A 19964-nucleotide genomic window follows, 5' to 3' on the forward strand; every position below is an offset into this window, starting at 1 on the left:
TAACATTAGAGCGCCGTAAGCACTTAAGATGGAAAATGACATTTTAAAGCAAGCAGCACTGATCATGGGACGAAAATAGATGTCAATCTTGAGAATGCCGATAAATATTCAGTAACAGCAATGTGTAAAGTCCTACCAATCCCAAGAAGCACCTATTATTATGAACTGAATAAACAGACTGTTGATGATTCAGAAGATGTCATCAGCCATAAAATCGTTGAGATATTTAATGTGAATCGCCAGTGTTTTGGAACACATAGAATTAAGCATGAGTTAAATAAAATTGGTCTCAAAGTCTCTCGAAGACGCATCGGTCGAATTATGAAAGCAGAAAGATTGGTATCGTCGTATACTTCATTGAAATATAGACCGCATACCTCACAGTCCAATGAACGGAATATCAAAAATAGACTCAGTAGAAATTTCATTAGACAGGCACCGATGGAGGTGTTCGTCCAGTGATTTAACCTATGTAAAAGTGTCAGGAAAGTGGCATTACATATGTGTATTTATTGACCTGTTTAATCGTGAGATTGTTGGACATAGTGCAGGCCCAAATAAAAATAGCCATTTTGTGTCAGCAGCGTTGAGCACCATAAAGCATGATTTAAGACAGGTTCAAATGTTTCATACAGACCGCGAGAAAGCGTTTGATAATCATTTGATTGATGACGTGCTTGATACATTTGGTATTCAAAGATCACTGAGCATGAAAGGTTGTCCCTATGACAATGCGCTTGCTGAAATGACATTTAAGGCACTGAAAACTGAATTCAATAGACAATATTATTTTATATCTTTACAACAGTTGAAAATTGAACAATTTGACTATACGAATTGGTATAGCAATATTAGACCACATAGTGCATTTGGTTATATGACACCGAAGGAGTATAAGCGAGAACTCTATAAAAATTGTCTAAAATACTGTTGACATATCATAGTCATTAATTAGTGAAGTTTAGACGATTTTCTCGTAAGTATTACATTGATCTTAGATTTGTTCGATAAGAAAAGAATACATGAAATTTGGAGTATAAATAATACTCTATATAAAATAGTTTTCATTGGTTAACATTGTGAACAGGATACATTGAAACAGTAGATATTATCGTTCAATTTTAATTATCGAAAGTATCATGAATTTAATATTCATGCACAAAAAATTTATGAACTGACCAGTAAACTTCACAGGATCAGTTCATTTTCTTCTGGTGTTTTATTGTAGAATTCACATTGATTACTAATTACAACTTTAGAAAAGTTTTATAAAATATTGACTTATTAATTTTGTAATATTAATCAATCAAACTCTATTAAACTATTTATATAATTTAAACTCTGTTCCTTGGGAAGGGGATTATGACCAAGCTTGACACTATTATAAAATATGTAAGTAATGTTTTCTGTGTTGAAACCACTTTTTTTCAATTCATCCATAAAAGGATTTACATGATTTTCCATATCAAAATCACTTAGCATATTTTGAAGATAATAGATTTTAGGTAAGTTCTTCTTTTTTTCAATTGCTTTTATTAATGAAATCCTTAATCCAAAATTATTCATAATTTCATGTTCGGTCAAACCTTTAAAGATATTAGAAAAAAGAGACTTTTTAGGTCCTTCTTTGTATCTCAGTACAGATGTCTGTGGATTATTAACAATAGCAACAGTATTCTTATGATGTACAGCAAGCATAATTGACATAAATCCACCAGCTGATGATCCATAATAGAATATATTTTCATTTCTTATATTAATCAACTGTGCTATTTTTTTAACTACTTCTAAATAATCTAGGATATAATATCGGTCTTCTCTTCCTATTCCCCATCCTAACGAAACTTTTATATTATGTATTGTTTTATCATCAATAAAAATGCAATTGGCATTTATATCTTCATGCCATGTAGATCTCATAAAAAGTGGGGGAGTCTTTTTCTTACGGTCTACTGCTCCATTTGAAAATACTACTAATTTTTCATTATTTTCTTTGAGACTGATAAAAAAATAAAATTTCTCATTATTAAAAATAATCTCGATTTTTTTGTTGTTATTATCTATTAAAAATTTGTGATTTAAATTGTTTAAATGTATTCTCATCATATTCACACTTCTTCTTTTTGGTTAAATTACACACACTTTTTAAACAATAAACAAGTGAAATTGAACGTTTTCAATATATCATTTTATTCGTAAACTATTACAATGTGTTTGAGTGAGAATCATATAAGTATTTAATTTATAATTGGGCAGCTAAGATGAAGCTTTTATATTTAAAAATTACGTATTTAGCTTGTTCTCTCTCAGGATCTTTACATATATCTTTGTTTACTATCTGTCTAATCTTTTTAGATTATTCTTAACTTATAACTTATAACTTATAACTTATACTAAGTCAACTAATTTTATTACGGGTTGACCTAGTAGAAATATCTTATGTTAATAATAATTGATTTCCTTTGTGAATCTTACAGGAAGTGAAACCTCCAAACTCTTTTAATGAAAGATTAGACCAGATTATAATTAAGGCATTAATCTGTTTATGATAAAACGTAACTTTATTTACTGTAAAAAACACCTTCTTCAGAATAATTTCAAAATTTATAAGTTTCTCTTTTCTTTAGACTGCTCATAAAGATTTTTAAGATTATTAAATCCATAAAAATTTAAAATTGGATAGTTCCTATTAATAATCTCTTTGAACATGTACAGGTCACGTCTTTGTTCATAAGGGAAGGCTAATGATAAACATATTAATGCCCGGTGATTAAATGGATTTATAGTTCTAAGAATAGAATCATGATTGTTATACACTTCACACAGCCAGCGGCCCATTCTAAGTTCCCAGTACACTAGATCAACTGTATGGTAATCATAAGTATTAGAAAGGTAATCCGTATTAGATACAAATTCATCATATAACTGTTCAAGAAAAGACGTATTAGTAGTTTGTCTTTTATACATTCTCATTACAGAATCTTTTGCTTCTTTACTTGAACTCTCTACTTCTCTTCTCCTATATAAATGAGCTTGTCCAATTTCTAGAAGGTTGCTTCTTAGGTGTATTGAATTATCCCCGAAGGCGTCTTCTACATATTTATTTAAAATAGGTAAATGACTATGAGTAGTATTTTTATTAAGAATTTTTGATTCTTCGTCAGTTAAGGTCTTAGGATTATCATGTAAATAGAAAAACTTATGATTTAATGGTATATCCTTTAGAATATCAGTAACAATTGCATAATCAAGTGAAAGTAATCTAGATACGTTATTTGAGTTATCTATTTTTTCTTTTAATGCATAAGTAAAGAAACTTAGATTATTGATGTGCTCTTTTGACAAAGAAAGAGCAAAACGACTGTTTAACCCACCTGTAATAGAGAAGATTAATTTATTATCATATTTACTAAATTCATCTATTTGTGTTTTCCAGAATTTTTCAATGAGTTGAAATTTCCTTTCTTCATCCATATTAGAAAAAGGATTATTTTCTCTTGGAAAGAATCTTGTTACCTTGTTACTCATTAATTCAGTATAATGGTTGGAGATGGTAGATTTAACATTGTCGTAAAGTGTATTTAAAAAAATTTTATGTTCGTGTTTTATTTTCCCTTTTGGAATATTATAGTCCAAAACATCTGCCAGTAAAAAAGCATGTGACGAAACAAGAATCCGATCTGTACAATAATAGTTTGAACGTGCATTAGTTGCATCTGGAAAGATTTTAATACTACTGACTTCTTTGACAATAATGGTAAAGCGTCCCGCTATATAGTCTAAGAGATTTAAAAATTCATCAAAATTGTTAGAATAAAGAAATAATAATTTTTCAGCCAATTTATGGTTAGGAATATTATTATTAATTCCAATATGCATATATTCACCATGTATAATCAAGAAATTATCTTCGCTTTCATAAATTGAGTACGGAGTTCCTTTGTCAATATAGTAAAAATAATTATGACTGAGTTCTTGACTCACATAGTTAGAGGGTAATTTTTTTACTATTTCATCAGATAGAATATAACCAAGAGGGTATAACCTTATACTCATAAATTTTCTCCTTAAAGTTTATAGAGTTACAACAATTATATCTTAGAACGACCTTTCATGATAGAAAAACTGTCTAGAATACTGTTGACATACCAATGTTTATAACTTAACTTTTAACATAAATAAATTTACAGAGAGAAAAGTTACAAGTATAACTTGTTTGAAGTTAGATTAGCATTGAAAGTTGAGTTATACAATGAACAATCAAAAAACATTTGTGAAAGCAGGAACAAGACTTGGGAAACACGAAATTATTAGAAGACATATTAGAACGCGTAAAAGACAAAGAACGTAACGATTATAGTTTAGATATATCACAGACATCCACAGCATTATTAAAGCGGGAATTAGATACACTGGGTATAAAATACGAACCCACTGTTGTCAGAGGTATTAGGCGCACGAAAATTTTTGATGGGGACCTTGAAATAAGAAAACACCGACGCAGTTATTATCATAATAACAGTATGTATGGAATGGCGATCACAACTGATAAATTTATAACAGAAAAATTTTTGAAGCTCTCAAACATTCCAACATCGAATTCAATTTTACTTCGTGAAGGTGATATTGATCAAGCGCTCAAACATATCGTGGATGGTAGGAATAGGTATGTTGTTAAACCATTAGATTTAATGCAAGGGCGTGGTGTACATACAGACGTTACACCAGAAAATCTAGATGAAGTATGGAAGCGATGCTTTGCGCTCCAAAAGCGACTTAAAGTAAAAACACCTCGAGTACTCGTACAGGATTATATTGAAGGTTTCGAAGTCAGAGTCGTTGTCGCAGAAGGGAAAGCGATGTCTGCAACGATTCGAACGCCAGCATATGTCATAGGTAACGGACAAGATACAATTGAACATCTTATTAATCAAAAGAATGAAGTCCGTAGTAAAAACGGATTTTTTGCAAATAAGCTCATTAAAGTGAACCGAAGAATGACCAATCATCTTAAGCGCCAAAATCTCAATATGAAATCTGTGATAGAAGACGGTAAACTTATTGTTTTAAATCCAGTTTCAAACTTAGTTAACGGTGGTGAGAACATCGTTATCACAGATTTGATTAAGAAAGAAATACTTGAGCTTGCAGAAGCGGGTGTTACTGCTATACCAGGCTGTCAAACAGCAGGTGTAGATATCATACTGAACGATTTGAATGATACTGAGGCAGTAATTTTAGAGATCAACAGTCGACCAGCGTTTCAGTTAAACTATTTTCCATATATTGGTGAACCTCAAAACCCTTTTAATTATATATTTAGATCTTTAATTCTTGAGAAAAGGGTGTTAGAAGATAGACTAGATATTGATCAAATGAGTCGGGAAGATATTCAATTAATGGCCGAGAGATACAAAGCTCTTCATAAAAAGCAGAAGGCATTAGAAAATGTAATTAAAAATTTAACGAATAAGTAGGATTTGTGTGTGTTTGAAGAAAAGAACGTAAATGGTAAATTACAATAAGATGAGTCGTGATGAGAGTGGGCAATGACCAAGGGATAGTCGGGTCTTTATCGGCCTTAGATAACACGAGAGAATCATAAAAAAATCTGTCTGAATAGAGGAAGGAATTTTTAATGATTAAAATCATAGTACTATTGTTACTTGCCACAGGTGTTTACGGAAACGACACGGATGAGGGTGGGGAAGTGAATATCGAAGATGATGTTGTTGAGGATATTGACGTTGATAATGAGTATATTGAAGTTGAACTTGAAGAATCGGTCGTTGGAACGGATGCGGAAGGTATCACTTTTACAGTAATCAATAATCACGAAAGTTCGAATCTACAAGGTGGGGCACCATATACGTTAGAGTATTACGATGGTGAACAATGGGAAGACATTACACCGTTCGATGTGTTTGTTATGATTGCATATATTATCGAACCTGGCGGATCACATGAATTCACACATATCATACGTGGTGAAGGTGAAGCATCACTAGCACCTGGAGACTATCGGATTATTAAAATATTTTCTATCGCAGACGAAAATGGTGAATCTGAATCTGTTGAGGTGATTGTTCCATTTGAAGTTGTGACGGAATAAAAAATTATAGTCGGCATGTACGAGAATATTCGTACATACCGACTATTTTTATGTGCTTATTCAGGTGTCACATCGACAATGATACTTTCAGAGTCTGAAAATAGATCGAGTAACTGAGAATATTCTAGCTCGATTGTCTCAGGCTCACCCATAATTTCAAAAGCTAAAGTACCAGATGAATTCCTTCCATCAGAAACATTATCTAGAATAATGTCTCCAACTGGGTGTGTATCTGCTAATGTACCATCATAATAGACATTAAAGTCAAACGCAGGTGAATAGTCTTCACCACTATTATTCTCATAGAATATTTCAATCATCAACACTTGATCCGGAGAAATATCAACAAATTCATTTCTCTGGTCTGTGTAGTAGGCATCTTCTACTCGAAGTGTCACACCATTGACTTCAAATTCATCACCAATACCATATCTGTCACTTTCATCTGCATCATTATCTGCTTCAACCGCTTCTTCATCTTCTGTAAGAGATTCAATCATCGCTTCAAGCTCAGCAATCTGTTCTTCAAGATTCACAATTGTTTCGTTCAGTTCTTCAATCTCATCCATCAATTCTTGATTTTCTTCCATCAGTTCATCGACATCCTGCGCGAAAGCATTTTGCGACAATGTAAAAGTAAATACACCCAAAACAAAAACACTCATGTAACGTTGAACTAAGCTCATGTTAACCTCCATATTTTTATATAATAATTCAAGTATAGCAATCCACTAAATATTGTAAATAGTTGAATGAAAAAGAGATGCATCATTGAGATGCATCTCTAACAATCATAACTATCGAATTTTTATTTATCTTCCTCAACTTCTTCATCATTTTCATCTTCTTCATCTTCTTCCGGTGTGACATCCACAATGACTGGATCAGCGTGCGTAAATAGATTTACCATTTGCTTATATTCTAGTTCAATCACTTCGGGACTGCCCATAATTTCATAAGCCAAAGTACCTGTTGAATTTCTTCCATCTGAAATCGTCTCTAAAATGCCATCGCCAATCGGATGTTCTTTTGCTATCGTTTCATCGTAATAAAGTTCGAAGTCAAACACAGGCGTGTAATCAGCACCGCTCTCATTTTCATAATAAATCTCAATCATCAGCACGTGATCAGGTGAACCACCAGCCAGTTGATTTCTTTCGTCTGTGTAATACGCATCTTCAACACGAATTGTCACACCGTTTACTTCGAATGCTTTGCCGATTTGATAAACTTCGTCCTCTTCTTCATCATCAATTTCTAATTCAATTTCCTCTTCATTTTCTCTATAAGTCGCAACCAATTCTTCAAGTTCGTCAATACGTTTTTCTTGCTGCTCTATCGTTTCATTCAGTTGTTCTATTTCATCAAGCAATTTCTGATTTTCTTCAACAAGTTCAGTATCATCTTTTGCAAGAGAAATATGAGGCATTGTAAACAAAAAAGTACTCACTGCTAATACACCGATGTAACGCTTTACATCATTCATTCTATTAACCTCCATATTTTTAGTTTACTTAAATCTATGTAAAGCAATTGATGAAACACAATAAATTGTCAGATAAAAAAGAGAGACATCATTTTGATGTATCTCTCTATGATGTCAATTCAAATCTATACATTTATTATTGTTCAAACGAATCTTGTATATTTTCTTTCGTCTTTTCTTCACCAGATTTATCGTCATTCTCTTGTTCTCGTTTTTCTCTTTCCGTTTCTTTTAAGTTTTCTGCCGCTTCTTTTAATTCTTCTTTTTTATCTTTAAACATTTTGAAAACCTCCAGTATCTTTTCTTAACTAGAAAATACCCATCATCCGATAAAACAAACATGAATGAAGTTTTTTATAGTGTTAGATTTTAATGGATTATTCTGGCGTCACATCAAATTTAACTATATTTTCAGGTTGTGGCATGCCCAGTAAACCTGGCGCAAATTCTAATTCAATCGTACTTGGATTTTCATAAATTCCATATGCAAAACTTCTTGTGATACTTTCACCATCTGCGACTTCAATGTCCTCATAATCCATTCCAACAATTGGATACGTCACTAAATATTCTTCACCATTCATAAGAGACATGTCTTGTACTAAAGGTGCTTGATAGAGTTCCCCAGAGTTATTCTCGAAATAAATATCGACGACTAATACTTCGTTCACACCCTCAGCCATAAATTCATTGCGTTCATCGGTATAATAAGCGTCTTCAACTCTGATTGTTATACCATCGACTTCTGATTCATCACCGACACTTAATACTTAATCATAGTCGATGTCTGATTCATCGTTATCTTTATCTTCATCTTCATTTAAAGTTGAGAGTTGTGCTTCAAGTTCGGCAATTTGTTCTTCAAGCGATGCGATTGTTTCTTTTAAAGTTTCATTTTCTTCAATGAGTTCTTGATTCTTTTCTTCTAAATCTTCGTCAGATTGCGCATGGACGTCTTGAGATACTGTAATCACACAAACACTTAGTATAAAAACAGCGAAGTATCGTACTAAACTTCTCATATGAATAACCTCCGTCATTTTAATTTTCCCCTCCTATATACCCATGTATTATCGACAATATATAAAACGTTCGGTAATTTATAAAAATTTCACAAACTTTTTAAAAATGATGTGTATTTTTAATCTTTGTGGGTATATAGCAAAGTAACCGTGGTTACAAGTTGTTACACATAAACTTGTAGCTATTGTTATCAGTTTAAATACAATTGTACTCACTAAAAATATAGAACGAATTCAATTTATTTAACTGAGATATGTGATTCAAACTTTTTATAAGGGAGAGTATTAGACATGAAGTTAAGAAAATTTGGGTTAGTCCTAGGGACAAGTTTATTACTTGCAGCATGTAATGGTGATGACGCTGATAACGATGCAGAAGATAACGCAGAAGAGGCAGATGATACCTCTTTACTAACAACTGAAGAATATGTCTTACAAGATACAACTGAAGATGATGAAGATGATCCAGAAGCTGACGCCGATGCAGATGCTGACGCCGACGCAGACGCTGATGCTGACGCGGATGCTGATGCTGACGCAGATGCAGACGCTGATGCTGATGCCGACGCTGACGCGGATGCAGACGGTGTAGAACAGTTCCAATACACTGGTGAGTATGGTGACTATTCAATTACAGACTACTACTTACAAGACTTCGTACCTTCTGACTTAGAGCCAGAAGAAGCTGAAGTTGAAGAAGAAGTAGCTGAAGATGATGTAGAAGCAGATGCAGATGCTGATGCAGATGCTGATGCCGACGCTGATGCAGACGCTGATGCAGACGCTGACGCTGATGCTGACGCAGATGCAGACGCTGATGCAGACGCTGATGCAGACGCTGACGCTGATGCTGACGCAGATGCTGATGCAGATGCTGATGCTGTTGAAGAAGAAGCACCTTCAACATTAGTATTCATCGAATTCGAATTCACAAACCTTTCTGACGTACCAACAACTCCGGTTGAAGGTTTCGGTTTAGACTTAGCGGTTCGTGAAGTAGATGAAGCAGCAGATTCTGAGAGAACGCTTGAAAACTATACAACATTAGTTCCTGAAACACATGAGGACTATGACAAGTTAGAAGCAGCAACTGAGCTTGTTTCTCCAGGTGAAACTGTAGAAGTATTAATTGCATATGGTGATGTAAACCCTGAATTAGATGTTAGATTACAAAGCCGTGACGTTGAAGAGGGCGTTGAAGACGACGCTGTAGATGAAGATCTTGACGTAGAAGCAGATGCCGACGCAGATGCAGATGCTGATGCAGATGCCGACGCTGATGCTGACGCCGACGCAGACGCTGATGCCGACGCAGACGCAGATGCTGATGCAGATGCTGATGCTGACGCAGATGCAGATGCTGACGCTGATGCCGACGCAGATGCTGACGCAGATGCTGATGCCGACGCAGATGCAGATGCAGATGCTGACGCTGATGCCGACGCTGATGCTGATGCAGACGCTGATGTAGAAGGTGACACGTACGAATTTGACGAGTTACTTGAATTCATCGAACACAGAACGCTTTAATTTGAATATTTGATTCACGACCCCACATTCGTGGGGTCTTTTTTTTGTTGTAAGGAGTTTTAATCAATCTGCGTGCCTATGAGCTCATCTCATAGTCAGTCAAATCCATTTGCATACCCGTGAGCTGATCTCATAGTCAGTCAAACGGATTAGCGTGCCTGTGAGCTTCGCTCATAGTCAGTCAAACGGATTAGCGTGCCTGTGAGCTTCGCTCATAGTCAGTCAAACGGATTAGCGTGCCAATGAACTTTGCTCATAGTCAGTCAAATGAATTTGCGTGCCAATGAACTTTTCTCATAGTCAGTCAAATGAATTTGCGTGCCAATGAACTTTGCTCATAGTCAGTCAAACAGATTTACGTGCCAATGAGCTTTGCTCACTGTCAGTCAAATGAATTTGCGTTCCAATGAGACTCGCTCATAGTCAGTCAAACGAATTTGCGTTCCAATGAACTTTGCTCACTGTCAGTCCACTTGAATCTACACGCCCGTGAGCAGATCTTATAGTCAGTCAAAATCTGTTCAGTCCAACTAATTGCTAATTTTGAATCAATCAGAATCAGAGAAATTAATTATTCAAAAATTATCGTACTAACTCTAGTCGACTATAATCAAAATATCTCGATTTTTTATCTGTGCTGGTCAGAGCCTCTTCAAAATCATGATAGTTAAATGTATAAGTAGATCCTCGACCTAGATCTGTTTTAGTACAGTACTTACTTAAAACACGTATCAAACTTCTCTTACTCACAGAGCCATCAATAAATTCATATAAGCGAGATAAAGTAATTGGTTCCTTATAAAAAAGTGCATTGTAATCTGACAATGTTCTTAAAATATGTGTTTGAATGGTATCCATACATTGGCAGTCCTGGCATTTAAAATGAAACTGCAATTTTTTCATATTAAAACTATTACATTTGAAACAATATACACCTTTTTTAACGTCGGTTATATTAACTTTTCTATTAAAGAATGGGTTCTCGATTATATTTTCTGCAATATAATTAACATAGAAATTAGCTTTTTCTGTAGAAGTAAACCCCTTTAATTCATGGAAATATCTTCTTAACTGACTACGAATTATAATCTGTTCTAAAATCTCTTTATCATGTGATTCAATATTAAATTCGATATTAGGGAAGACAAGTTTTCCTAATATTGACATGTTTTCTTGAAGTGTATAATTGAGAGAATGAAGTTTGTTCGTCGTTCGCTTAAGTTGAATAATGGGATCGTTTGAGAGAGGGGATTGGCGAATCGTCCATTTGTTGTTAATGATTTCGTATAGACCTTGGAAGTTTTTGATTTCATGAACAATAAGTCCATAATCTGTAACAATTAGTGAATCAATCTGAAGTGTTGTGTCCTCTATTTTCAGATAAATATTTCTAAAAGTGTAGAGATGATTAATTACCTGATCGTAGATTTTGTCATAAATGAGTTCACCTGTATAACCTTTCTCTAGACGATTGAGTTTAGCTTCATCTTTTGTGCTGAGTGTCGAGCGATGGTTGAATGCGCGGAAGAACAAAAGTTCAATATCTGGTTTGCGTTGATGTAAAATCATATAATCCTCCTATCAAAATTTAAAAACCCTCTCATACTATATAAGCCTTTTTTTCTTGAGTAATTTTTTTTACTTGTAAAAAAAGTGAGAAAAACTTTAAATTTCTTTATTTGGTACAGATAAAAATGCATGCAGAACTTGATAAATGTATTCCTAAGATGTTTGTGTGGCGATGAGCGTATCTCACAGTCAGTCAAATGAGTTTACGTGCCAGTGAGCAGATCTCATAGTCAGTCAAATGAGTTTGCGTGCCAGTGAGCAAATCTCACAGTCAGTCAAATGAGTTTGCGTGCCAGTGAGCAGATCTCATAGTCAGTCAAATGAGTTTGCGTGCCAGTGAGCAAATCTCACAGTCAGTCAAATGAGTTTGCGTGCCCGTGAGCAGATCTCATAGTCAGTCAAATGAGTTTGCGTGCCAGTGAGCTCATCTCATAGTCCAGCAAACCACCCAAACCACCCAAACCACCCAAACCACCCAAAACCACCAAAACCACCCAACCACACCCAAATCACCAACAACCGCACTCCACACCAATAGGTTTCTTAATGAAAAGAATGAAAATTTCATCTATAATGTAAAAATGAGGTGAAAGAAGCTTATGTTGAGATGGATACAGCGCAGTGAAGTCTATATCAGTATGACCATTGGATTTTTCTTCATACTATTAGGCGTATTTATTTTATTTAATATCGACTTACTCCATGACGATTCTTTCGAGTCGGTGGGAGACTTAGAAATCGAATCTGTACTTGATTTATTAAACACATTTTTTCTAGAAGTTTTATTTGTTATATCTAATTTATTTGGACCCGCACCATTTCCATTAATCGGTGCAATTGTGCTGATCTTATTCGGACTCGTCATGATGAAAGTTGCACAACTCGTTCTACATACGACAAAACACGACAGATTACTCAGCATATTTTTTATAGTATTAGCATCCTTGCTATTTATCGCAACGACAATTCTGATGTACCAAGTATACGGCTGGACGGCATTTTTCTTTACGCTCGCATTTTTATTGCACATGCTGTACTACATTTACCAGCATTATTTTGATCCGCGACACCGTAAAGAGCAATATATGATTTTATTATTCTTCTACGGACTCGCGTACTTTTTAACACAGATCAGCGTCTACAGCAGTTTAGACAACGGATTAACGCCGATCGACGTGTTAAGCTTTAACATTTTCTTTGGTACATTCTGGTTGTTCGCATTCGGCGCACTTTGGGTCGGCGTATTTTTACGTTCGAGCGTAAATGAGTCTGTGCCAGAATACGAGACGCAAGAAATAAAAATCTCGAGACGCTCTAAACATGAACGTCGCATTAACCCGAACCAATACTTTAAATTCTCAAGTCAGCTTTCTGATTTTAGAAATACGGTATTGAATGGTGTACTCAATTTTTTCGAAGTCGGTATTCCGAAATGGTTACGCGCAAATCACATCGAGATTGCGCTTGGTTTGATGGCATTTTTAATTATTTTGATTGAGTTCAGCAACCGCCACGGTGTAATTACTGAAGGTTATTTCAGACTCGATAACATGAACTATATGTATCAATGGGTGAACTTAGCTTTTATTTTGTTAATATCATTACTTTATCTTTTAGTGACGGTATTAAATTTATTCCAAAATCGTTATTACGTTAGGCAGATGGTACTGATTACGATTCTTTGGCTCGTTGTGACGGTCAACTTATTTGTGACACTGATGATGGATGTCGAGCTCAGCTTATTCATACTACCGTTTAATGTGCTGCTTGTCGTACTGACGACACCGCTGCTTTTGTTTAGCATATTTAAAGACTTTAATACGGAAGGGGATACACAAGATGAAAGAGATTAAGTTTCATGAATATACTGGTCGCACGGATGATCCGAATGTCAAGGAACGCATTCACCAAGTGATTGAACCTTGGAAAAAGTATGTGCCAGGTGGTATTTCATTGATAGGGTTTTGCTCTGACGAAGGTGTCAAGCGCAACAAAGGGAGAACTGGGCAGCACCTCGGTCCAGTGCACGTTAAGAATAAACTCGCACCACTTGCATATACAGGTAAGCTGTATGAATATGGCAACATTTTAGCAGATGAAGATTTAGAGGGTTCTCAAATATGTCTCGGTGAACATGTCACGCGCGTGCTTGAATCAAAGCAGTTTCCGATCATTATCGGTGGGGGACACGAAACGCTTTACGGACATTATTTAGGTGTGAGACAGTATTTTAAAGATACGAAGATTGCTGTCGTTAATTTTGATGCCCATTTTGACATTCGTAAGGAATCGCCATCTTCTGGGACGATGTTTTATCAGATATTAAAAGACGATAAAAACATCGATTATTACGTGTATGGTATAGAACCAGCAAGCAACACAAAAACGCTGTTTGATACGGCGAATTCATTTGGTGTGACGTATGTGACAATGGATGATTTGCGCAAAAGCAATTTTGAGCAGTTTAACGAAGGGCTATCAAAACTTGCGGATTATGATGTCGTCTTCGGCACGCTTTGTATGGATGCTGTGCAGCAAGCGGTTGCACCGGGTACGAGTGCGCCAAGTCCGAACGGATTCTCAAGTCAAGAGGTTCATCATATGGTTGAAGCAATGGCACAGTTAGACAATTTAGTGAGTTTTGACGTCAGTGAAGTCAATCCAGAACTGGACGTTGATGAGCGAACTTCAAGGCTTGCAGCGAGTATTATATATCGAGTGATTCAAGAAAGAGGTGCGCATGGAACGCGTTCAGATTAAAAAAGGACAAGAGAACAAATACTTTAAAGGTCAAGTCAATATTGAATATGGAGACCTATCGGATGATGTATTTTTAAACAATGGTCAACTGATTTCACTGGAAAGCCATTACGGTGAATACATCGGCACAGCAATTTTAACGATGGAAGCCAAAGCGCAAGGTTGGGTTATTACGCGTGACGCGAATGTTGTGATTGATGATTATTATGTCGCTGATTTAATTCAAACAGCCATCGATAAACGAACGGCGCTATTTAATGAAACGGGTACGAATGTGTTTCGTTTATTTAATGAAATCGGAGATGGTCTTGGTGGATTGATGATTGATTACTATGATCATCATTTATTCGTCGTCTACAATACGAATGGCGTTTATCAGTATCGTGATGCAATTATGCGGGCATTAATCGTCGCGCTCAAGCCGAGTTCAATTACGGAACAGACACGCGTCATGTCAGACGGCAAACTCCAGACTGAAAACAATCATGTATATGGTAATGTGACATTCCCGATTGTCGTCAAAGAAACAGGCATTGACTACTACGCACATTTAAATGATGGTCCGATGACACGTCTGTTTATTGATCAGCGAGAAACACGCAAGGCGCTCAGTCGAATGAACAAGCCTGGTGCATCGATGCTGAACTTGTTTGCGTACAGCGGAACCTTTTCAATTGCAGCAGCACGTGCAGGCATGACGACGACAAGCGTTGATTTAGCGAAACGTTCAATTGAGCTCATCGATGATAATTTTAAATTGAACGATATGGATACGGAACGACACAGTACACATATTATGGATACATTTGAATTTTTAAAGTATGCGGCTAGAAACAATATGAAATATGATGTGATTTTGATCGATCCACCGTCATTTGCGAGAAACAAGAGCAAAGTGTTTAAAGTCGAGCGAGACTATCCGAAACTAATCGCTGAAAGTGTTAAAGTTTTAAAGAAGAACGGACAGCTCATACTCAGTCAAAATCTTGAAACGTTTACTTTGAACCAATTTAAATCTCAGATTACTTCGACCTTAGAAAAGCTTGGCTACGAAAGTAAGATTGAAGATGTGAAAGGATTACCTAAAGACTTTCCGGTATCAAAAGGGTACAAAAATGGGAAGTATTTAAAGGTCGTCACAGTCTCTCTGAATGGTTAGACATGCGTGTGACAGGGTATTTGATAATGTAGAATTTAGGAAATAAGAGGAGAATTATAATGGAATATCAACTAACAGTGCATCAAATAGAAGCGAAAGAGAGAGAAGCACGTGAACTTGTGCGTAAAAAGTCATTATATTCATCTATCGCTGCCATCGTACCGATTCCATTTTTAGATATTGGTACGGATATGAAACTCATGCGTGACATGTCTCAAAATATTGAAGACATTTTCGGCATTGAACATGAAGAAGTAAACAGTGCATTTGATGATCAAAAAGAAAAAGCACTCGTACTTGGGACATCTTTTATTAGTGAGTTTGTCGGTAACCGTCTCGTTCGATTTATGATTCGTCGTTCTGTAAAGCGTGGGTTCTTATTTAGATTCATACCACTCGTCGGTAATATGGTCAGCGGTTTAATCAGTTACTACATGATGAAACGTTTGGGTAACAGTCACGTTGAAAGATGTGTCAAAATAGTAAAAGGTGAAGTATAGCGGCACAAAGCATTGAATAAGTAACTGAAGTGGGGAGTGAAGTGGATGGAAAAGGCATTTTTTATAACAGATGAAACAGGCATTCATGCGCGTCCAGCGACCTTGCTTGTACAGTCAGCATCTAAATACGATTCAGATATTCAACTTGAATTTAATGGCAAACGCGTGAACTTAAAGTCAATCATGGGCGTGATGTCTCTAGGCGTTGGGCAAAATTCTGAAGTCGTTGTCATTGCAGACGGTAAAGATGCAAAAGAAGCGATTGATGGCATAGAGAAAACGCTAGCGGAGGAAGGGTTAATCGGATGAGTAAAACGACGATTGATGGTCGCGAACTGGTGCGTGGTATCGCAATTTCTAAAGCTTGGGTATTAGAAGAAAATCAATCGGTGTTTGAAACACGGTTAAATTTAGAAGCGGTCGATACACGTATCGAGCGCTTTCAATTTGCCTTGCATGAAACACAAATTGAATTGATGAAAATCAGGAACTACACAGAGGATAGAATCGGTAAGCAGCAAGCTGCTATTTTTGATGCACATATGATGGTGATTGATGATCCGGTATTTGTTCAAGCGATTGAGTCTCGAATTCAATCTGGCATAGATCCTGTTGAAGCGTTGGACGATTGGCGCAAGTCATCTCAAACGAAGCTGAGCCACATGAATGATTACTTAAAAGTGCGCAGTGCCGATGTTGATGATATTACTATCCGGATTGCACGACATCTCGTTGGTACACGAACGTTTGATGCGACACAAGTCGACGAAGAAATTATCTTCGTTGCCGAAAAGTTAACCCCATCATTTATTGCATCTTTGAATCCCGAGTTTGTGAAAGGCATCATCGTCGCCGAAGCAAGTCCGTTCTCACACGCAACGATGCTAGCACAAGCGATGGGCATTCCATTGATGCAAGTGGATCGACCGGGATTTTCACGGATTAAGCATGGTGCGTCAGTCATTATTGATACTGAAGCATCACTCGTCATTGTAAACCCTGATGCTGATAATATCCGCGCGTTTGAAATAAGAAGAGATGCGTATTTAAAATCGTTAGAAACACTGCAATCATTAAAAGATAAAGATACACGCACCCAAGATAATGTGGCTATCAATTTGATGATGAATGTGAACGAACTGAGTGCGTTAAAGCACTACGAGGAAGTCGGTGCAGAAGGTATCGGACTCGTTCGGAGTGAGTTTTTATTTAATGGTGATAAAGATCTTTCGAAGGAGGAGACACAAGTGGACCTCTATCGATCGATTTTAAAATCTGTACCTGAGAATGATAGCGTCACGATACGCATGCTGGACTATGGTGGCGACAAGCAAATGATGCTTGACGATGAAGTCGAAAACAATCCATTTTTAGGTACACGCGGTATGCGCTACCTATTTAAACATATCGATCTATTATTGACACAGTTACGTGCATTATTCCGTGCGAGTATGCAGGGTAATTTACAAATCTTGTTTCCGTTTGTGACGACAGTGGATGAGCTTAAAGATATTCTACGAATTGTCGATCAAGTGAAAACAGAATTAAAAGAAGAAGCCCATCCATTTGATGACGATGTGAAGATTGGCGTCATGATAGAAACGCCTGGCGCTGCATTGATGGCTGGAGAGTTCTCTGATATGTGTGATTTTTTATCGGTTGGAACTAATGACTTGGCACAATACATGTTTGCAGCAGATCGTACGAATGCAAATGTCGCAAAATATAATGATGCAGCAAACCCGGCGATGTTAAAAATAATAAAACATGTTGTCGAGCAAGGAAAGAATGCCGATACACCAGTTTGTGTCTGTGGCGATATCGCACGCGACGCGTTGATGATTCCGTTACTCATCGGTCTTGGTGTACGAAATTTATCGATGGATCACACACATATTTTAAAATCGCGACAACAGATTTCACGATTGTCCGTGACATCTGTTGAAAAGCTTGCTCAGCATGCGGTTGAATGTACAGGTGGAGAACAGGTAAGATTGTTAGTGAAGGATTTTATCAACCATCTTTAATGTTTGTGAATGATATAAGCGAAGCTTTCGGAGGTAAATATGGAAAATCAAGTGAGTGAAGTACTAACACGTATAAAAAAATTAGGACATGAACCAGATGAATTAGTATTGAGTCTCGGTGAACCAAAAATAAAAGCGATGACATTTTTACTGAAAAAACCGAGATACTTTAAAGAAGATATTTTAAAACAAGTATTGAAATTCAAATCCGATACTGGACATATGCCAGAGTGGGTCCGTATCGATGCGATTACAAGTCGTGAAGAATTACAGTATGAAGACTTGATTGCGGAAATGACATCCATTCGAAGAAACTACATTCCGTTTGGAATTCGACTAGATAAAACAGCAATGATGACATTCTTACCAGAAGAAATAAACGCGAATGCTTTTATGAAGCCGACGGGAGAAGGCAGCAACATTGAGCTGTCTGAAAACAACGTCAACGCTTATTTAAAACGTCATAAAAAGGCAAAGCGACCATTTTTACATCGAAATTATGTTGGTAAAACAGTAGAGAAATTCCATACACAAGGCTTTTTAATCGACGGCGATGAAGTAGTAGAACTCGTTGGAGAAGGCATGGACCGCGGTTTGCGTAAAGTACAAAACCTAAACAAAGAACTCGACAAGCTCATCACGACGAGCACGGAATTTTTAGCCTCAGAAATTAAAGATAACGGGAAGTTTATCTATGGATACTTTTCGCACTTTGACCGTGAGATAAACTTCTATAATAACTTGCGTCACGCTTCATCAACGTATGCGATGATAGAAGGATTGAAGTATTTGAATCGTTCGGTGACAGTGGCGAGAAAGCCAATTAACTATTTGATTCAAAATAAATTGATCAAGCGCAATGACGAGACTTACTTCGTGTATGATGACACGAATGATATGAACGAAATTAAGTTAGGTCAGAATGCGGCATTTATTTTGGCACTGACAGAGTACTTGACGATGGAAGACGCGCCGACATATTTACGCGTCGCACAGCGTTTGGCGAATGGTATTTTGGACATGATCGATTTTGAAAAGGGTGAGACAACACACGTGTTGCACTACCCAAGTTTGAATGTAAAACAGCGCTACCGCATCATTTATTATGATGGAGAAGCGGCGCTTGCTTTGCTTCGCCTGTATCAAATTGATGGAGATGAAAAATGGTTAGACGCAGTGAAGAAACTATTTGAGATTTTTATCGAGAAAGATTATTGGAAGCACCATGACCATTGGCTTGGGTATTGTACAAACGAACTGGTAAAAGTAGCACCAGAGCAGAAGTACATTGAGTTCGGACTGAAAAATACGAGCGGACACTTGGATTTTATCCATAACCGTGAGACGACATTCCCGACATTTTTAGAATTGTTGATGTCGACTTATTATTTAGTGAACACCGCACGAGAGCACGGATTTGACGAAGTGGTGAAAGAGAATATTGATGAAGAGAAGCTGATGAACGCGATTCATCGACGCGCCGACTACGAGCGCATCGGATACTTCTACCCAGAGTTGGCAATGTTCTTTAAGAATCCAGAGCGTATTCTAGGTTCGTTCTTTATCAAGCACCACGGCTTTAGGGTGCGAATCGATGATATTGAGCACTACCTGTCAGGTTTGGTGCACTATCAGTATGTATTTAAGAAGAAGTAGGGATTGATTGAGATTTAGATTTTTGATTGAGAGCCTCCTGTGTAGGTTGCAGGAGGCTTTTTGTGTGAATTTTTGGGTTTGGATTTTGGGTTTTGCGTTTCAATGAGCGTTGCTCACTGGCACGCAGATTGATTTGCGTTCCA

The 19964-nt window shown here is 36.6% G+C and carries 20 protein-coding genes; 12 read left to right on the forward strand and 8 right to left on the reverse strand.

The features are described 5' to 3' along the window. The first annotated feature begins 120 nt into the window (after positions 1-120). Both BMW30_RS10695 and BMW30_RS00135 read left to right on the forward strand, forming a co-directional pair. Positions 121-462: an IS3 family transposase gene (locus BMW30_RS10695; RefSeq protein WP_091472533.1), complete on the forward strand. Its 342-nt coding sequence runs from the start codon at positions 121-123 to the stop codon at positions 460-462. A 16-nt stretch (positions 463-478) separates the two neighbouring features. After that, the gene (locus tag BMW30_RS00135) at positions 479-934 is read left to right on the forward strand and encodes an integrase core domain-containing protein (RefSeq protein WP_180366160.1); all 456 of its coding nucleotides are present in this window, start codon (positions 479-481) and stop codon (positions 932-934) included. 368 nt (positions 935-1302) lie between these two features. On the opposite strand, the gene BMW30_RS00140 is transcribed toward BMW30_RS00135, so the two are convergent. Further along, positions 1303-2106 carry a prolyl oligopeptidase family serine peptidase gene (locus tag BMW30_RS00140; RefSeq protein ID WP_091472538.1) on the reverse strand — a complete coding sequence of 268 codons (804 nt, stop codon included), beginning with the start codon at positions 2104-2106 and terminating at the stop codon, positions 1303-1305. A gap of 498 nt (positions 2107-2604) precedes the next feature. Continuing rightward, positions 2605-4056, reverse strand: coding sequence for a hypothetical protein (locus BMW30_RS00145; RefSeq protein WP_091472542.1), 1452 nt, complete (start codon positions 4054-4056; stop codon positions 2605-2607). A 236-nt stretch (positions 4057-4292) separates the two neighbouring features. Between BMW30_RS00145 and BMW30_RS00150 the strand changes: the two genes are divergently transcribed. After that, complete coding sequence (locus BMW30_RS00150) at positions 4293-5477, forward strand: ATP-grasp domain-containing protein (RefSeq protein WP_091472545.1); 1185 nt, start codon at positions 4293-4295, stop codon at positions 5475-5477. A 161-nt stretch (positions 5478-5638) separates the two neighbouring features. After that, on the forward strand, positions 5639-6112 hold the full coding sequence (locus BMW30_RS00155; RefSeq protein WP_091472548.1) for an immunoglobulin-like domain-containing protein: 474 nt from the start codon (positions 5639-5641) through the stop codon (positions 6110-6112). 56 nt (positions 6113-6168) lie between these two features. Here BMW30_RS00155 and BMW30_RS00160 read toward each other — a convergent pair whose 3' ends face one another. From BMW30_RS00160 to BMW30_RS00175, 5 genes are all read right to left on the reverse strand, one after another. Then, positions 6169-6798 (reverse strand): DUF4352 domain-containing protein, encoded by a 630-nt coding sequence (locus tag BMW30_RS00160; RefSeq protein ID WP_091472552.1) that lies wholly within the window; start codon positions 6796-6798, stop codon positions 6169-6171. A gap of 122 nt (positions 6799-6920) precedes the next feature. Then, positions 6921-7598, reverse strand: coding sequence for a hypothetical protein (locus BMW30_RS00165; protein ID WP_091472555.1), 678 nt, complete (start codon positions 7596-7598; stop codon positions 6921-6923). Positions 7599-7734: 136 nt separating this feature from the next. Next, positions 7735-7878: a hypothetical protein gene (locus BMW30_RS10470; RefSeq protein WP_180366161.1), complete on the reverse strand. Its 144-nt coding sequence runs from the start codon at positions 7876-7878 to the stop codon at positions 7735-7737. Positions 7879-7975: 97 nt separating this feature from the next. Continuing rightward, complete coding sequence (locus BMW30_RS00170; RefSeq protein ID WP_091472558.1) at positions 7976-8281, reverse strand: hypothetical protein; 306 nt, start codon at positions 8279-8281, stop codon at positions 7976-7978. A gap of 87 nt (positions 8282-8368) precedes the next feature. Further along, positions 8369-8620, reverse strand: coding sequence for a hypothetical protein (locus BMW30_RS00175; RefSeq protein ID WP_143248964.1), 252 nt, complete (start codon positions 8618-8620; stop codon positions 8369-8371). A 291-nt stretch (positions 8621-8911) separates the two neighbouring features. On the opposite strand from BMW30_RS00175, the gene BMW30_RS10475 reads away from it, so the two are divergent. Continuing rightward, on the forward strand, positions 8912-10150 hold the full coding sequence (locus BMW30_RS10475; protein WP_180366162.1) for a hypothetical protein: 1239 nt from the start codon (positions 8912-8914) through the stop codon (positions 10148-10150). Positions 10151-10732: 582 nt separating this feature from the next. On the opposite strand, the gene BMW30_RS00190 is transcribed toward BMW30_RS10475, so the two are convergent. Beyond that, positions 10733-11719, reverse strand: a complete 987-nt coding sequence (locus tag BMW30_RS00190; RefSeq protein ID WP_091472564.1) for a nuclease-related domain-containing protein — start codon at positions 11717-11719, stop codon at positions 10733-10735. Positions 11720-12318: 599 nt separating this feature from the next. Here BMW30_RS00190 and auxA point away from each other — a divergent pair. From auxA to BMW30_RS00225, 7 genes are read left to right on the forward strand one after another with little or no spacing between them, the layout of a single operon-like run. Further along, complete coding sequence (gene auxA / locus BMW30_RS00195; protein ID WP_091472567.1) at positions 12319-13572, forward strand: lipoteichoic acid stability factor AuxA; 1254 nt, start codon at positions 12319-12321, stop codon at positions 13570-13572. Next, positions 13559-14479, forward strand: a complete 921-nt coding sequence (gene hutG / locus BMW30_RS00200; protein ID WP_091472570.1) for a formimidoylglutamase — start codon at positions 13559-13561, stop codon at positions 14477-14479. The genes auxA and hutG overlap by 14 nt, the downstream gene beginning before the upstream one ends. After that, positions 14460-15638: a class I SAM-dependent rRNA methyltransferase gene (locus tag BMW30_RS00205; protein ID WP_091472573.1), complete on the forward strand. Its 1179-nt coding sequence runs from the start codon at positions 14460-14462 to the stop codon at positions 15636-15638. The genes hutG and BMW30_RS00205 overlap by 20 nt, the downstream gene beginning before the upstream one ends. 59 nt (positions 15639-15697) lie before the next feature. After that, positions 15698-16138, forward strand: a complete 441-nt coding sequence (locus BMW30_RS00210; RefSeq protein ID WP_245705594.1) for a hypothetical protein — start codon at positions 15698-15700, stop codon at positions 16136-16138. A 45-nt stretch (positions 16139-16183) separates the two neighbouring features. Then, positions 16184-16447 carry a phosphocarrier protein HPr gene (locus BMW30_RS00215; RefSeq protein WP_091472577.1) on the forward strand — a complete coding sequence of 88 codons (264 nt, stop codon included), beginning with the start codon at positions 16184-16186 and terminating at the stop codon, positions 16445-16447. Next, a complete protein-coding gene (ptsP, locus tag BMW30_RS00220) occupies positions 16444-18165 on the forward strand; it encodes a phosphoenolpyruvate--protein phosphotransferase (RefSeq protein ID WP_091472580.1) in 1722 nt (573 codons plus the stop codon). The genes BMW30_RS00215 and ptsP overlap by 4 nt, the downstream gene beginning before the upstream one ends. Positions 18166-18204: 39 nt before the next feature. Continuing rightward, entirely contained in the window at positions 18205-19821 is a 1617-nt protein-coding gene (locus tag BMW30_RS00225; RefSeq protein ID WP_091472582.1) for a poly(glycerol-phosphate) alpha-glucosyltransferase, read from the forward strand. The last annotated feature ends 143 nt before the right edge of the window (positions 19822-19964 follow it).

Origin of the sequence: Aliicoccus persicus (genome assembly GCF_900110815.1) — a bacterium.
Classification (GTDB): domain Bacteria; phylum Bacillota; class Bacilli; order Staphylococcales; family Salinicoccaceae; genus Aliicoccus; species Aliicoccus persicus.